Origin of the sequence: Devosia sp. SL43, assembly GCF_021729885.1 — a bacterium.
GTDB lineage: Bacteria > Pseudomonadota > Alphaproteobacteria > Rhizobiales > Devosiaceae > Devosia.
Genome location: NZ_CP063401.1, coordinates 3,625,237 through 3,640,344, shown reverse-complemented (window position 1 = coordinate 3,640,344; position 15,108 = coordinate 3,625,237). Strand labels below are relative to the sequence as shown.

The following is a 15,108-nucleotide window of genomic DNA, read 5'->3' as shown; positions in this document are numbered from 1 at the left end:
CAGCGATGGAGGCATAGATGCGGGTTCTGGTGATCGGTTCGGGTGGGCGCGAGCATGCTCTGGCTTGGAAGATCGCCCAATCGCCGCTGTTGACGAAGTTGTTCATCGCGCCCGGCAATGGCGGGACGCATGCGGTTGCCGAGAACCTGCCGGTCGATATCACCGACCATGCCGCGGTAGTCGCGCTTTGCCAGCAACACGAGATCGACTTCGTCGTCGTCGGGCCCGACGCGCAGGTGGTGGCCGGCCTCGGCGATGACGTCCGCGCCGCAGGCTTCACCTGCTTCTGCCCGAGCAAGGCTGCTGGCCAGCTCGAGGGCTCCAAGGGCTTTACCAAGGCCCTGTGCGACGAGATGGACATTCCCACCGCCGCCTATGGCCGGTTCGACACCGAGGCGGCTGCACTGGCCTATCTCTACACCCAGGGCGCGCCGATCGTGATCAAGGCCGACGGCCTTGCCGCCGGCAAGGGCGTGACCGTGGCCATGAGCGTCGAGGAGGCCGAGGAGGCCATTATCGATTGCTTCGCCGGAGCCTTTGGCGCTTCGGGGGCGGAAGTGGTCATCGAGGAATTCATGGAGGGCGAGGAGGTGAGCCTCTTCGTGCTTTGCGACGGCAAGGACATTCTGCCGCTGACCACCGCCCAGGACCACAAACGCGCCTTCGACGGCGATATCGGCCCCAATACCGGCGGCATGGGCGCCTATTCGCCAGCGCCGGTGATGACGCGTGAGATCTATGAGGACGTGCTGGAGCGCGTGATCTGGCCGACGGTGCGCGGCCTCGCGGCGCGCGGCACGCCGTATCAGGGTGTGCTCTATGCCGGGTTGATGCTGACCCCCGATGGTCCAAAGCTCGTCGAATACAATGCCCGCTTCGGCGATCCCGAAACCCAGGTGCTGGTCATGCGCATGGAGAGCGACCTGCTGCCGCTGCTGCATGCTGTCGCCACCGGAACGCTCACCGGTCACGACGTGCAGTGGAAAGACCAGTATGCGCTGACCGTCATCATGGCGACCAAGGGCTATCCGGGCGATTACGGCAAGGGCAGTGAAATCAAGGGCGCCGATGCCATCAATGACCACACGATTCACGTCTTCCACGCCGGAACGCGGTGGGATGGTGAACGTTTACTTGCTGCCGGTGGGCGGGTGCTGAATGTCACGGCGCTCGGAGCCACCGTGCAGGAGGCGCAGCAGCGTGCTTACGCGGGCGTGGACAAGATTGATTGGCCAGAAGGCTTTTGCCGCCGGGACATCGGCTGGCGCGAAATCGCCCGGTCCGGCATCTGAACCATTCCTCAACCTCACGGGCCTACCCTTCCTCAAGACCGTCTTTGACGAGACGCCGTCGCAACGTCCGCTGACGCCGCTGCAAATTCGCGGCAAGGCGCTGGCTGACCGGCTGCGCTCGGAAGGCAAGGAGCGGGGCAAAATGAGTTTTTCTGGTCCTAGAATTGGTGTGGCTTTGGGCGGCGGCTCCGCCCGCGGGCTGACCCATATTCCCTATATCGAGGCGATGGACGAGCTTGGCCTGCGGCCATCGGTGATCTCGGGCACCTCCATCGGCGCGTTGATCGGGGCGGGCTGGGCGGCGGGCATGACGGGCAAGGAATTGCGCGAGCATTCCTACGAGGTGCTGGGCACGATGCGCGCCATCGCCACCAAGCTGTGGGCCACGCAGATCCGCGGCATTGGCGGCATCCTCAAGAATGGCATCTCGATGCAGCTCGACGCGACCAATATCGTCGATGCGTTCATTCCAGCTGGCTTCCCGCTGGAGTTCAAGGAACTCAAGGTGCCGCTTTTCGTGGTGGCCACCGATTTTCAATCCTGGCATCAGGTGGTGTTCAATTCGGGCCTGCTGCGGCCTGCCATTGCCGGCTCGATCGCCATTCCGAGCCTGTTCAAGCCCGTTGTGCATTCCAACCACATCCTGGTCGACGGCGGCGTGGTCAATCCGCTGCCGCTTGACCAGGCCGATATCGACACCGATTTCCTGATCGGCATCGACGTCAACGGCGATCCGTCTGAGGGCATTTCCAAGACCGATCACAAGGCGCTCGATATCTGGTTCGGCTCAGCCCAGATCATGATGCATTCGCTGACGGCGCATATGATGGCGGCCTATCCCCCCGACATCTACATCCGCCCGCACGTGGCCAATTTCGGCGCCCTCGAATTCTGGCGCGTCCGCGAAATCGTCGCCCATGCCGAGGTGGAAAAAGACCGCTTCAAGCGGATCCTGGCGCAGAAGATCGAAGACTATATCGCCAACCGCGTACCGGTCATCGACAGCAATCCGGGCGGCTAACGAAGCGCCCTGAAAAACGCGCGCAACATCGCCTCTGACCGCCCTGCCCCGATGCCACCGATGACTTCGGGTTTGTGGTGACAGGTGGGCTGTTCGAACAGCCTGATACCGTTCTCGACCGCCCCAGCCTTGGTGTCCTCTGCTGCGAAATAGACCCGGCGCAGGCGCACATGGGCGATGGCGCCGGCGCACATGGCGCAGGGTTCGAGGGTGACGTAGAGATCGCAGCCATCGAGCCGTCCGGTGCCGCGATTTTCGAGCGCGGTGCGGATGGCCAGCATTTCGGCATGGGCGGTGGGGTCGCCCAATGCCTTCATGCGGTTGCGCTCGGCGGCGAGCACGACATCGCCCTCCATCACCACCGCGCCAACCGGCGCCTCGCCCAGTGACGCGGCCTCTTCGGCCAGCGTCAAGGCGAGGTCCATGGGGGATGGGGCCGGCATGGGGTTACTTGGCAGGGACGACCTGCGGATCGACGTCGGCGGAGTAATCGACACCGCCCAGGCCGAAACCGAACAGCTTGAGAAATTCCTGGCGGTACTTCGGCAGGTCGGCGAGTTCAGACAGGTTCTCAGTGTTGAGGATGGCCCAGCGGCGGGCCAGTTCCTTCTGCATGGTCTCGGACAGCTCCCAGTCGTCGACGCGGACGCGGGCGGCGTCATCGAGCACCGGCGCACCCTGCAGTTTGTCGCGGAACAGGCGGTCGATCTGCTGGATAGGGCCTTCGCCCAGGCCCATTTCGTCCTCGACCTTGATCAGCAGCGTGCCGTAGAGCGGCACGACGGGGATGGCCGAGCTGGCCTGGGTGACGACGGCCTTGAGGGCGACGACATGCGCGGCCTGCTCGCCGTGGCCAGCGCGAATGGCGGCTGCGGCACGGTCGAGATCGCCCTTGGCCTTGCCCAGCGTGCCCTTGTGGTAGATCGGCCAGGTGAGTTCGCTGCCGAGATAGGTGTAATTGAGCGACTGGAAGCCATCGGCCAGTACGCCGGCCTCGGACAAAGCCGCAATCCACAGTTCCCAATCTTCGCCGCCCATGACCTTGACGGTGGCGGCGGCCTCTTCCTCGCTGGCGGGTTCGACCGAGATTTCGGAGACTTCGCCGGTGCCGGTATTGAGCGTCTTTGAGGTGACCGAGGTGCCATAGGGCTTGATGGCCGAACGATAGGTCACGCCGTCCTTGGGATCAGTACGGACTGGGGAGGCAAGGCTATAGACCACCAGGTCAACCTGGCCGAGATTGCTGCGGATCGCCTCGATGGCTTCGGCCTTGATGGCGTCGGAGAAGGCATCGCCTTCAATGGTCACGGCGACCCGGCCGGCGGCCTGGGCGCGGTATTCAAAAGCCCGGTTATTGTACCAGCCGGCGCTGGCGGTCTTGCCTTCGGCGGGTGGGCGCTCGAACGATACGCCGACGGTGTCGGCATCGCTGCCGAATGTATTGACGATGCGCGAAGCCAAGCCATAGCCCGTCGAGCAACCCAGAACCAGCACCCGCTTGAACTTGGACGGGATGGCGCCCTTGACCACGACATGGTCGATCTGGCGCTGGACATTGGTGGCGCAGCCGACCGGGTGGGCGGTGGTGCAGATGAAGCCGCGAATTTTGGGTTCGATGATCAAGGCAGGGCTCCGAAAAACAGATTTGCTCCGCACATAGCAGATGGGTGGCAGCCTGTCACAGGGGGCAAGGGCGCGAAGCGGGTCGGAAACCGGGCGGGCATGCCCTATATTCGGCGCTCAGGAGAATCGCCTTTGCCCATCCGCCAGCTGCCCGAAGACCTGATCAACCGCATCGCCGCCGGCGAGGTGGTGGAGCGGCCCGCCAGCGTGGTCAAGGAACTGCTGGAAAACGCCATCGATGCCGGCGCCAGCAGGATCGTGCTCACCACTGCGGCAGGCGGCAAGAGCCTGATGCGCATCGAGGATGACGGCCATGGCATGGACCGGGCCGATCTGCTGCTGTCGGTCGAGCGACACGCCACATCCAAGCTCAGCGAAGATGAACTCGACGATATCCGCACGCTGGGTTTTCGTGGCGAGGCGCTGGCCTCGATCGGGTCGGTGGCAGAGCTGAGCATCGCCTCGCGTACAGCCGATGCGGAAAGCGGGCTGCGGCTCGACGTACGCAGTGGCGTGCGGACCGGGCCGGTGCCGCAGGCAATGAACCGGGGCACCATTGTCGAGGTGCGCAATCTATTCGCCAATGTCCCGGCGCGGCTCAAATTTCTCAAGACCGACCGGGCCGAGGCGGCGGCGATCACCGATGTGCTGAAGCGCCTGGCCATGGCCAATCCGGCGGTGCATTTCGTGCTCGGTGGCACCGATCGGTCGCCGAGCAATTGGCCTGCTGTGACCGGTACCGGTGCGCTACAGGCGCGGCTGGCGCAGGTGATCGGCGACGATTTTGCGCAGAATGCTGTGACGCTGGCGAGCAGCCGGCATGGCGTCGTGGTGGCGGGCCTCGCGGGCCTGCCGACCTATACGCGGGCCAATTCCCTCAGCCAGTTCTACTTCGTCAACGGCCGCTCGGTGAAGGACAAGGTGCTGGTCGGCGCCGTCCGCGCCGCCTATGCCGACTACACCTTCCGCGACCGCTTTCCCGTCGTGGCGCTCTACATCGCCGTCGACCCGGCCGAAGTGGATGTCAACGTCCACCCAGCCAAGGCAGAGCTGCGCTTTCGTGATGCCGGGGCGGTGCGCAGCGCGGTGATCCGGGCCATCGGCGAAGCGCTGACAGCGGCGGGGTTCAAGGCCTCGGCGACGGTGGCGGAGGATGTGCTGGGGGCGTTCACGGCGCCTGCGTATGAGGCTGCGACACCGGCTAATACAGGCGGTGGATTCGTGCGCCAGCCCCTGCCCTTCGCGGGCTATGGCCGGCCGACGGGGGTGAGCAGCGGCAATCCCTATTCGCCCAGCTATGGCGCGGCGCAAGGCGGGCTGGATGGCCTGAGCGAGCCCAGCGCCCGCATCGAGGCCGAACCCTCACCCGCTTTCGTCGAATACCCGCTCGGCACGGCGCGCGCGCAGATGTTCGACAATTTCATCATCGCGCAGAATGGCGAAGGTTTGCTACTGGTGGACCAGCATGCGGCGCATGAACGACTGGTCTATGAGCGGTTCAAGGCGCAGCTGGCGTCCGGCCCAGTGCCCAGCCAGGCGCAACTGATCCCGCTGGTGATCGAACTGCCCGAGGAAGACTGCGCCCGGCTGGAAGATGCCGCGCCGGAACTGGAACGCTTCGGGCTCTACCTCGAACGCTTCGGCCCCCGCGCCATCGCCGTGCGCGAAACGCCTGCTTTGCTGGGCAATTCCGACATAGACGGCCTCGTCCGCGACGTCGCCGATGGCCTGGCCGAATGGGACTCCATCGCCGCCGTCAGCGACCGCATGGAAGCCATCATCGCCCGCATGGCCTGCCACGGCTCGGTGCGCTCAGGGCGGCGGCTGCGGGTGGACGAGATGAACGCGCTGCTGCGCGACATGGAGGCCACCCCGCATTCAGGGCAATGCATCCATGGGCGACCCACTTATGTCGAGCTCAAGCAGCGGGATATTGAGCGGCTGTTTGGACGGACTAGGTAATGGGCATAATTCAGTATATTCGGCGGCGCCGGGCGCTTGAGAAAATCGCTAGACGTTATGACCGAGTGATGGACGATGCACTCAACTACGGCGATGATGAGCGCCTGCACTTTTGTGTTGGTGCATACCAGGGATTTCGCAATTTCATCGAGCTTGCTCCTGACGAGCGCGCTTTTGTAGAACGGCCATTTGAAGAAAAGGAGCGCGTTCTGGAGGCGATTACAGTGGACCTAGAAAGGACTGCTGGGACAAGCATAATGCCACCTGCCCTAGTCGCCGGCATGAGTGCCGCTCACCTATACTGCGCTGTGTTGTGCTGGAAAGAGATGAAGCTCGCCGCCAAGATCGTCGAAGAACTTTCGCCCTTCATCGCCGATGGGAAAATCGAAATGGAGTCTCCTTGATGGCAATCCGGATCACGCCCCCGGTTCATCCCGGTGAATACCTGCGGGAGGAATTGATGGAGCCGCTCGCCCTGACGCCCTATGCGCTTGCCGCCCGTCTTGGTGTTCCACGGACACGCATCGAGCGGCTGGTGCGCGAAGAAACCGGCGTGACGCCAGACACCGCCCTGCGGCTCGGGCGGTTCTTCTCGATGACACCAGAATTCTGGATCAACATGCAGGGCTTGTACGATTTGACCTTGGCGGAAACTGCTGCGGAAGAGGCTCTTCAGTCCATCGAACCGATGAGCCTCCCTGCGGCGTAAGTCTTACTGAAACACGCTCGCACCCTTATCCGCCACGCCCACCAGGCTCCTGAACCCCGCGAACAGTTCGCGGCCCATGCCGAAATGCTGGTCGCGCAGGTCCTGCACGGCTGGCGTGCGGGAGCGGAATTCCTTTTCGTCGCCGAGGAAGGTCAGTGTGCCCTCGTTGGCGTCGAGGCGGATCATGTCGCCGTCGCGGATCTTGGCGATGGGACCGCCGTCAACGGCCTCCGGGGTCATGTGAATGGCTGCCGGCACCTTGCCTGATGCCCCCGACATGCGGCCGTCAGTGACCAGTGCCACCTTGAAGCCGCGACCCTGCAGCACGCTGAGCGGCGGGGTGAGGTTGTGCAGTTCGGGCATGCCCAGGGCCTTGGGGCCGGCGAAGCGAACCACGGCGATCATGTCGCCATTGAGCTCACCGGCCTTGAACGCAGCCTGCAAACCTTCCTGGCTGTGGAACACCTTGGCGGGCGCCTCGATAACGCGGTGCTCTTCCTTGACGGCGGAGACCTTGATCACCGAGCGACCCAGATTGCCCGCCAGCAGCTTGAGGCCACCGGATTCCTGGAATGGCGTCTTTGATGACGTCAGCACCTTGGGCAGCGCCGATTCCTTGGGCGAGGCCTCGAAGCTCAGCTTCTCTTCGACCAGCTTGGCCTCGACCGTGTAGCCGGAGAGGCCCGTGCCCCAGACGGTCTTGACGTCTTCATGCAGGTGGCCGGATTCCAGCAGTTCCTGGATCAGGAAGCCCATGCCGCCGGCAGCATGGAAGTGGTTCACGTCGGCGACGCCGTTGGGATAGACGCGGGCCAGCAGCGGCGTCGCGTCGGAGAGTTCGCTCATGTCGTCCCAAGTCACCTGGAGGCCAGCCGCAGCGGCAATGGCGATCAGGTGCATGGTGTGATTGGTCGAGCCGCCCGTAGCGTGCAGGCCGACGAGGCCGTTGACGATGGACTTCTCGTCCACCACATGGCCGACAGGCGTATAATTGTTGCCCAGCGCGCTAAGGGACAGCGCGCGCACCGTCGCTTCCTTGGTCAGCGCATCGCGCAAGGGCGTGCCCGGATTGACGAAGCTGGCGCCCGGCAGATGCAGGCCCATGATCTCCATCAGCATCTGGTTGGAATTGGCGGTGCCGTAGAAGGTGCAGGTGCCGGCCGAGTGGTAGCTCTTGCTCTCGGCTTCGAGCAGCTCGGCGCGGCCCACCTTGCCCTCGGCATAGAGCTGGCGGACCTTGCTCTTCTCGTCGTTGGGAATGCCCGATGGCATCGGGCCGGCGGGCACGAATACAGCCGGCAGGTGGCCGAAAGTCAGTGCGCCGATGAGCAGGCCGGGGACGATCTTGTCGCAAATGCCCAGATACACCGCCGCGTCGAACATGTTGTGACTGAGCGCGATGGCCGTCGACATGGCGATGACGTCGCGGCTGAACAGGGAAAGGTCCATGCCCGGCTGACCCTGGGTGACGCCGTCGCACATTGCAGGCACGCCGCCCGCAACCTGCGCCGTGGCGCCGATCGAGCGCGCCGCTTCCTTGATGATATCGGGATAGAATTGATACGGCTGATGGGCCGAGAGCATGTCGTTATAGCTGGTGACAATGCCCAGGTTCAGCATCTTGTTGCCGGCCAGCGCCGCCTTTTCCGACGGCGTACAGGCGGCAAAGGCGTGGGCGAGGTTGCCACAGGAGAGTACGGCGCGGTTGACGCCGGCTTCGCGCGCGGCATCAAGACGATCAAGATAGTCGCGGCGGCTGTCACGGCTACGCGCCGCGATGCGATCGGTGACATCCTGGATGGCCTGACGGACAGACATGGGCGGCTCCTGTTCTTGGAGCCCTTCGTGGCCAGAGCGGTCGATTGGGGACCGCTGAGGGGACTATGGGCACCAGTAGACGTTGACGGCATGGCCGGAGCGCAGCACGGCGCGGATGGGCATGTCCTCGGTGGGACCATCGCCCAGCGCCTTATCGAGCACTTCGGCCTTTTCCTCCCCTTCGATATGCAGGTACAGCCCGTCCGTGCGGAGGAGACGCGGAAGGGTAAAGGTGATGCGGGGTTCGCCGGCACCCGGCGCGCGGATGGCAATCGTCGGGCCGTCCCCGGTCAGGGCGTCGGCCAGGGTATCGCCGCCCGGGAAGAACGATGCGGTGTGGCCATCGCTGCCCATGCCGAGCACCACCGCCGCGAAGGGCTCGGGCAGCTTGGACATCAGCGCATTGGTCTTGGCGACGCTGACCGCGTCGGGTTCGTCGCCGCCCGAATAGAGCGGGAAGAAGCGCGCCACGGCCGCCGGACCCTGCAGCATGCGTTCGTTGACCAGAAGCGCGTTGGAGCGGTTGTTGGTGTCATCGACCCAGCGTTCATCGACCAGCGTCACGATGACCTTGGACCAGTCGATATCCTTGGTCTTGCCGAGAAACTGGAAGAACCGCGCCGGTGTCGACCCGCCGCTGACCGCGATCGCCGCCGTGCCGCGCTCTTCGATGGCCGTCCGGATACGGTCAGCCACGGCCTCGGCCAGTTCCTTGGCGAGGGTCGGCTTATCGGCGAATGTGCGGCGTTCGATGGTCACTAGTTATCGTCCTCATACCAGGTGCGGCCGTCGCGCTCGATGAGCGCGATCGAGCCCGAAGGACCCCAGGTGCCGGCCACGTAGGACTGCGGCGGCTCGCTTGAGCGGTCCCAGGCTTCGCGGATCGGGTCGACCCACTTCCAGGCCGCTTCGAGTTCGTCGCGGCGCATGAACAGGGTCTGGTTGCCACGGATCACGTCGAGCAGCAGGCGCTCATAGGCCTCCGGCGTCCGCTCGGTGAACGTCTGGGCGAACGAGAGGTTCAGCGGCACTTCGCGCAAGCGCATGCCGCCCGGGCCTGGATCCTTGATCATCATCATCAGCTTGACGCCCTCGTCGGGCTGCAGGCGGATGATGAGCTTGTTGGCCTTGGCGGCGCCTTCGGCATGGTCGAAGATGGAATGCGGGATCGGCTTGAACTGGATGCAGATTTCCGAGGCGCGGCTGGCCATGCGCTTGCCAGTGCGGAAGTAGAACGGCACGCCAGCCCAGCGCCAGTTTTCGACCTCGGCCTTGAGGGCAACGAAGGTCTCGGTGCGGCTGCCCTTCTTGGCGTCGGGCAATTCGTCCTGATAGCCCGCCACAGACGTCGTCTCGGACTTTACGCCCTTATACTGGCCGCGCACGGTGTTCTTGCTGACGTCGCCATTGACGATCGGCTTGAGCGCCCGCAGCACCTTGAGCTTTTCGTCGCGCAGCGCATTGGCATCGTCCGAAGCCGGCGGCTCCATGGCGACGAGGCAGAGCAGCTGCAGCATGTGGTTCTGGATCATGTCGCGCAAAGCGCCGGATTCGTCGTAATAGCCGCGTGTGCCGGCGCCGACCGATTCAGCCACGGTCAGCTGCACGTGGTCGATATGGGCCGAGTTCCAGATGGGCTCGAACAGCGTGTTGGCGAAGCGCAGAGCCAGCAGGTTCTGCACCGTCTCTTTGCCGAGATAGTGGTCGATGCGGTAGACCTGATCTTCCTTGAATATCTTGGCCACGCCGTCGTTGATTTCCATCGACGAAGCCAGGTCATGACCCAGCGGCTTCTCGATCACCACGCGCGCGTCGCGACGATAGAGTTTCTTGGCCTGCAGGTATTCGGCAATCGGTTCGAACAGGTCGGGCGCAACCGCCAGGTAGAAGGCGCGGATGATCTTGGGATCGCTGCGCAGCTTCTTGCCGAGGTCGCCCGAACCCTCAGGGTTGCTGGCGTCGACCGAGACATAGGAGAAAATCTTGATGAAGCGATCGATCACCGCCTCGTCCTGATATTCCTTCTCGACGAACTGGGTGATGGCGTCGCGTGCCGCCTTCTGGAACTCGGCGTCGCTCAGCTTGGAACGCGACGCACCGATGATGCGGCTCTGCTCGTCGAACTGGCCGTCCTTGAAGCGGTGATACAGCGCAGGAATGAGCTTGCGCTTGGTCAAGTCGCCCGTGGCGCCAAACACCACATAGTCGAAGGGCTGGACGGGAATGATACGGCTGGACAATGGGCTAGTCCTTTTGGGTAGATGCGTCGAGATTCGGATCAGGGAGAGCCGAGAAGGGCGGTTTTCGAGAACCGGAACGGAGCGTACGTTTCAGTACGTGAGTACCGGAAGCGCAGAAAACTGTCATTCGCAGGCCTCCATCATCCGAACATCGACGCATCTAGGCGAAGTTCTGCTTGGCGAGGATAACCGCGCCGTGAAGGGGTTCGTATTGCGGCAGGGCCACAAAGGCGCCGTAGCGCGCTTCGAGAATGGGGAACAGGCGCTGGCCGAAGCCACCGACAATGGCCATCACCTCGGCGCCGTGGCGCTTGAACCAGTTGGCATAGGTGTCGATATAGCCCAGCTCGATATCGAGCATCTTCTGGGCCACCGGATCGCCCTTTTCGAGGTACTCGATGAAGAGCGGCATCAGCTTGCCGAATTCGGCCGGCGCGCGCCCGATCAGCGCGTCATCACAGCCTTCGGAGCCATCGCTGCTGAGAATGGTGAGATCGAGCCCGGTGGCGAAGGCCCAGGCCATCACCGCCTGGTTGTTGCCGCCGAGGCGCTCGATGACGGCCTTGGTAAGCGGCGAGCCTTCGACGAGCCCATCTTCGGCTTCGACCGAATAGCGCATCAACTCGCGACCGAGGATGGCGCCGCTCATCTGGTCGCCGGTGGGGAAGCCCCAACCGCCGGCCTGGTAGCGCTTGCCACCGACGATCGACATGGCGGCCGAACCGGTGCCGACGATGATCACGCCACCCTCGCCGCCACCCAGGGCGCCGGCATGGGCGATGTCGATGTCGTCATAGACCTTGACCCCCGCGAACGGCCAGGCGCGGGCAGCAAACTCGGCGCGGGCCGAATCCATACGGCCACCGGCCATGCCGAAGCAGGCATAGGTATTGGCGGTTTGCGCATAATCGAGGCCGGCCGCCGAGAACACGTCGCGCGTGCCGTCGCTGATCGCCTTGAAGGCCGGGTCGCCTGCATCGATCTGTAGGTTGGAGCGACCGTTCTTGACCTCGGCCAGCGTGTTCAGATTCTCATCGGCCAGACGGACGCGGCAATTGGTACCGCCGCCATCGACGCCAAGGTAGTATCTGGTCACGCTAGGATTCTCCGTGGATTGGAGGGATTCTAAGGTCTCGTTTCGGCGCGGACCATAATGCGAAAGCAGCTAAGACGAAAGTAGAATAAGGCACAAAAAGCACCTGCCAAGCTTGGCCTTTGCATGGCTTACCTGCGGACCATGCGCAACCGGTTCGGGCCTCGGGCCTTTTGTTGAGAATGCCGCAGCGGCGGACGGTATGGAGACGGCGATATGACGCGACACGTGCTGGTGCTGGGCGGAGCCCGATCGGGCAAGACAGCCTTTTCGGAAAGCCTTGCCCTGCGCAGCGGCGTTCGGCCTGCCTATCTGGCGACAGCCGAGGCACTCGACGGCGAAATGCGCGACCGTGTGGCCAGCCACAAGGCAGGCCGGGGCGACCGATTCGTCACCATCGAGGAGCCGATCGCGCTGTCGGATGCGCTGCTCAAGGCGTCTATCGACCACGATGTGATCCTGGTCGATTGCCTGACGTTGTGGATCACCAACCTACTACTTGCCAATGAGGATGTGGCTCAGCATGTCAGTGAGCTCGGCGCGACACTGGTGCAGCTCAAGGCTGCCAAGGTCATCCTCGTCAGCAACGAGGTGGGCCTGGGCATCGTGCCCGACAATGCCATGGCCCGGACCTTTCGCGATCTGGCGGGCTCGGCCCATCAGCGTTTGGCCGAGATTTGCGACGATGTGTATTTCGTGGTGGCGGGATTGCCGATGACGCTCAAAGGCGAGGCGCCGGGGCAGGCCGAGAGCCGGATACACGAGGCTTAGGAAGAGTACCCCCACCTAGCCTCCCCCTGAAAAGGGGGAGGGACCGATCGAGCTTGTGGCCACATCCGACCAAATCCACCAGCCAGATTCCTCCCCCTGTCAGGGGGAGGTTAGGTGGGGGTACCCGCCAGAGACTCACCTCGCCGCTAAGCCGCCCAGACCAGCAGCGCCACCACCAAGCTCAGCCCCAGCAGCACATTGAGCGTGCTGCGATACAGCACCAGCGCGCGCAAGATATCGCTGTCGACCAGCTCCGACTTGCCATCACCGAAGCTTGGCAAATCGACCACCTCACCCGCATAGCTGCGGGGACCGCCGAGTCTGAAGCCCAGGGCTCCGGCGAAGGCCGCCTCGGGCCAGCCCGAATTGGGTGAGGCATGTTTGCGGGCATCGCGTTGGGCCGTAGCCCAAGCCTTCCCCGGACTGGCATGGTCGGTGACGAAGCAGGCAGCAGTGATCAGGACTGCCGTCAGCCGCGCCGGGAGCCAGTTCACTATGTCGTCCAGTTTGGCGGCAGCCCAGCCATAGTCGCGATAGCGCTCGTTGAGATGACCGATCATGGAATCGGCGGTGTTGATGGCCTTGTAGAGAACAATGCCGGGCAGTCCGAGCAGCACCAGCCAGAACCCGGGGGCGACCACACCGTCGCAGGTGCTTTCGGCAAGCGTTTCAATGGCCGCACGGGACACCCCAGCCTCATCGAGCGCCTGCGGATCGCGGCCGACGATATGGCTCACCGCCTCGCGGCCCGCATCGAGCGAGGTCCGCAGTGCATCGGCAACGGCCTGCACGGCGCGGCGGAGCTCTTTTTGCGCGAGGAACGGTGTCGCGATTAGGATTTCGACGACAAAGCCGCCAGGAATGGCCCGCACGCCTTGTTGCACGGCGATTGACAGGACGAGAACCAGTAGAAGCAACACCGTCAGCGCAACGAGGCCGGCCAGGCGGCGCTGCTCGCCGCTGCGCTTGTCGGTGTTGAGCCGCGTTTCGAGATACGTGATCAACGCGCCGAACCACATGACCGGATGGCCGATGGCGGCGACCAGGCGCGGCGAATAGCCGAGCCAGCGCTCGATGAGCAGAGCCAGGGGGGCAACGAAGGCGTGCATCAATCCAGTCCTGTCGGTTCGGCCATCGCCAGCAGCGCATCAATATCGAGATGCTTTTCGAGATGCGCCGCCAGATCGTCAAGGGCACGCTCAATACCGGCCTCATAGTCGAGATCGGGACTGGCGACGTTGCCGAGAAGGGCGCGGCGGAAGCCATCGGCGGCGAACAGACCGTGGAGATACGTCCCCGCGATGCGGCCGTTGGCGCTGATAGCGCCCTCATCGTCATGGCCGATGCGGGCAAATGGCCGCCCCCGATCCGGACCTTCGGTCACGCCCATATGCATGTGATAACCGCTGATCGCCGCGCCCGACGCGACATGAACCGCCTGCTCGACCCGCAATTGCTTGACCGGCGTCAGCACGGTATTGACATCGAGCAGACCCAGCCCTTCGCTGGTGCCAGGGTTACCCTCGATGCCAGCAGGGTCGGCTATACTCCTGCCCAGCATCTGGTACCCGCCGCAAATCCCCATCACCCGCCCCCCGGCGCGGACATGGGCGAGGATATCGGTGTCCCAGCCGTTGCTGCGCAAGGCAGCCAGATCGCTGCGCGTGGCCTTCGAGCCGGGCAGCACGATCCAGTGGGCATCGCGAGGGATCGCTTCGCCCGGCTGCACCATCACCACCCTGACGCCTGGTTCGGCCCGCAGCGGATCGAGATCGTCGAAGTTGGCGATCCGGGGCAATTGTGTGACGGCTATGACCATCACTCCATCCGCATTTTGCGGCAGAGTGTGCAGAGACATCGAATCCTCCGCGGGGAGTTTCGCGGCATCGGCAAACCATGGGATTGGTCCCAGGCAGGGCACCCCCGTCCGCTTGCGGATAAAATCTATCCCCGCTGAAAACAGGCTGGGATCGCCCTGGAATTTGTTGATCAGGGTGCCGCGAATCAAGGCTGCGTCGGCCGGGTCGATCACCGCGAACGTGCCGACAATGGAGGCGATAACGCCACCGCGGTTGATATCGCCGACCAGCACAACCGGCACCTTGGCGGCCTGCGCGAAGCCGAAATTGGCGATGTCGTTGGCGCGGAGATTGACCTCCGAGGCGCTGCCGGCGCCCTCGACGATGACGTAGTCAACGTCCTGGGCCAGTTCGCGGAATGCACCCAGCACCTCCGGCATGAGCTTGCCACGCTCCTGCCAATAGGCGCGCGCCGACATCGAGGCCCGCCTCTGGCCGCGCACGACCACTTGCGAACCGGTTTCCTGTTCAGGCTTGAGCAGGACCGGGTTCATCGCCGTCACCGGTTCGCGCCGTGACGCCCGCGCCTGCAAGGCCTGGGCCCGGCCGATCTCGCCGCCATCGGCCGTCACGGCAGCATTGTTGCTCATGTTCTGCGGCTTGAACGGCGCCACGCGCAGCCCGCGATTGGCCAGCGCACGGCAGAGACCGGCAACGACAAGCGACTTGCCGACATCGGACCCGGTGCCCATGAACATCAAGGATTTAGCCATGCCAGCC

At 63.9% G+C, this 15,108-nt stretch carries 14 protein-coding genes; 6 read left to right on the top strand and 8 right to left on the bottom strand.

Annotated elements, in window-relative coordinates; genetic code table 11:
* The first annotated feature begins 17 nt into the window (after positions 1 to 17).
* The gene (gene purD, locus IM737_RS17795; protein WP_236896298.1) at positions 18 to 1,292 is read left to right on the top strand and encodes a phosphoribosylamine--glycine ligase; all 1,275 of its coding nucleotides are present in this window, start codon (positions 18 to 20) and stop codon (positions 1,290 to 1,292) included.
* Positions 1,225 to 2,313: a patatin-like phospholipase family protein gene (locus IM737_RS17790; protein WP_236896296.1), complete on the top strand. Its 1,089-nt coding sequence runs from the start codon at positions 1,225 to 1,227 to the stop codon at positions 2,311 to 2,313. Before purD ends, IM737_RS17790 begins: the two co-directional genes overlap by 68 nt.
* Here IM737_RS17790 and IM737_RS17785 read toward each other — a convergent pair.
* On the bottom strand, positions 2,310 to 2,756 hold the full coding sequence (locus IM737_RS17785) for a nucleoside deaminase (protein WP_236896294.1): 447 nt from the start codon (positions 2,754 to 2,756) through the stop codon (positions 2,310 to 2,312). The genes IM737_RS17790 and IM737_RS17785 overlap by 4 nt on opposite strands.
* A gap of 4 nt (positions 2,757 to 2,760) precedes the next feature.
* On the bottom strand, positions 2,761 to 3,936 hold the full coding sequence (gene fabV, locus IM737_RS17780; RefSeq protein ID WP_236896291.1) for an enoyl-ACP reductase FabV: 1,176 nt from the start codon (positions 3,934 to 3,936) through the stop codon (positions 2,761 to 2,763).
* 132 nt (positions 3,937 to 4,068) lie between these two features.
* Between fabV and mutL the strand changes: the two genes are divergently transcribed.
* The 3 genes from mutL (at position 4,069) to IM737_RS17765 (ending at position 6,607) form a co-directional block, all read left to right on the top strand.
* Positions 4,069 to 5,898, top strand: coding sequence for a DNA mismatch repair endonuclease MutL (gene mutL, locus IM737_RS17775; protein ID WP_236896289.1), 1,830 nt, complete (start codon positions 4,069 to 4,071; stop codon positions 5,896 to 5,898).
* Positions 5,899 to 5,966: 68 nt separating this feature from the next.
* Positions 5,967 to 6,302 carry a hypothetical protein gene (locus IM737_RS17770; protein ID WP_236896288.1) on the top strand — a complete coding sequence of 112 codons (336 nt, stop codon included), beginning with the start codon at positions 5,967 to 5,969 and terminating at the stop codon, positions 6,300 to 6,302.
* Positions 6,302 to 6,607: a HigA family addiction module antitoxin gene (locus tag IM737_RS17765; RefSeq protein ID WP_236896287.1), complete on the top strand. Its 306-nt coding sequence runs from the start codon at positions 6,302 to 6,304 to the stop codon at positions 6,605 to 6,607. Before IM737_RS17770 ends, IM737_RS17765 begins: the two co-directional genes overlap by 1 nt.
* A gap of 3 nt (positions 6,608 to 6,610) precedes the next feature.
* On the opposite strand, the gene edd is transcribed toward IM737_RS17765, so the two are convergent.
* The 4 genes from edd to IM737_RS17745 form a co-directional block, all read right to left on the bottom strand.
* The gene (gene edd, locus IM737_RS17760) at positions 6,611 to 8,425 is read right to left on the bottom strand and encodes a phosphogluconate dehydratase (protein WP_236896286.1); all 1,815 of its coding nucleotides are present in this window, start codon (positions 8,423 to 8,425) and stop codon (positions 6,611 to 6,613) included.
* Positions 8,426 to 8,488: 63 nt separating this feature from the next.
* Positions 8,489 to 9,184, bottom strand: a complete 696-nt coding sequence (gene pgl, locus IM737_RS17755) for a 6-phosphogluconolactonase (RefSeq protein ID WP_236896284.1) — start codon at positions 9,182 to 9,184, stop codon at positions 8,489 to 8,491.
* Entirely contained in the window at positions 9,184 to 10,665 is a 1,482-nt protein-coding gene (gene zwf / locus IM737_RS17750) for a glucose-6-phosphate dehydrogenase (protein ID WP_236896282.1), read from the bottom strand. Before zwf ends, pgl begins: the two co-directional genes overlap by 1 nt.
* Positions 10,666 to 10,825: 160 nt before the next feature.
* Entirely contained in the window at positions 10,826 to 11,761 is a 936-nt protein-coding gene (locus IM737_RS17745; protein WP_236896280.1) for a BadF/BadG/BcrA/BcrD ATPase family protein, read from the bottom strand.
* A gap of 213 nt (positions 11,762 to 11,974) precedes the next feature.
* Between IM737_RS17745 and cobU the strand changes: the two genes are divergently transcribed.
* Positions 11,975 to 12,529: a bifunctional adenosylcobinamide kinase/adenosylcobinamide-phosphate guanylyltransferase gene (gene cobU / locus IM737_RS17740; protein ID WP_236896279.1), complete on the top strand. Its 555-nt coding sequence runs from the start codon at positions 11,975 to 11,977 to the stop codon at positions 12,527 to 12,529.
* A 146-nt stretch (positions 12,530 to 12,675) separates the two neighbouring features.
* On the opposite strand, the gene cbiB is transcribed toward cobU, so the two are convergent.
* Positions 12,676 to 13,638, bottom strand: a complete 963-nt coding sequence (cbiB, locus tag IM737_RS17735) for an adenosylcobinamide-phosphate synthase CbiB (RefSeq protein WP_236896276.1) — start codon at positions 13,636 to 13,638, stop codon at positions 12,676 to 12,678.
* Positions 13,638 to 15,101, bottom strand: coding sequence for a cobyric acid synthase (locus IM737_RS17730; protein WP_236896274.1), 1,464 nt, complete (start codon positions 15,099 to 15,101; stop codon positions 13,638 to 13,640). Before IM737_RS17730 ends, cbiB begins: the two co-directional genes overlap by 1 nt.
* Between the last annotated feature and the right edge of the window lie 7 nt (positions 15,102 to 15,108).

Excerpts from the sequence above, each read along its gene's own strand:
- purD (WP_236896298.1), top strand. The coding sequence starts at position 18 with ATGCGGGTTCTGGTGATCGGTTCGGGTGGGCGCGAGCATGCTCTGGCT.
- IM737_RS17785 (WP_236896294.1), bottom strand. The coding sequence starts at position 2,756 with ATGCCGGCCCCATCCCCCATGGACCTCGCCTTGACGCTGGCCGAAGAG.
- IM737_RS17770 (WP_236896288.1), top strand. The coding sequence starts at position 5,967 with ATGGACGATGCACTCAACTACGGCGATGATGAGCGCCTGCACTTTTGT.
- IM737_RS17765 (WP_236896287.1), top strand. The coding sequence starts at position 6,302 with ATGGCAATCCGGATCACGCCCCCGGTTCATCCCGGTGAATACCTGCGG.
- edd (WP_236896286.1), bottom strand. The coding sequence starts at position 8,425 with ATGTCTGTCCGTCAGGCCATCCAGGATGTCACCGATCGCATCGCGGCG.
- cobU (WP_236896279.1), top strand. The coding sequence starts at position 11,975 with ATGACGCGACACGTGCTGGTGCTGGGCGGAGCCCGATCGGGCAAGACA.
- cbiB (WP_236896276.1), bottom strand. The coding sequence starts at position 13,638 with ATGCACGCCTTCGTTGCCCCCCTGGCTCTGCTCATCGAGCGCTGGCTC.
- IM737_RS17730 (WP_236896274.1), bottom strand. The coding sequence starts at position 15,101 with ATGGCTAAATCCTTGATGTTCATGGGCACCGGGTCCGATGTCGGCAAG.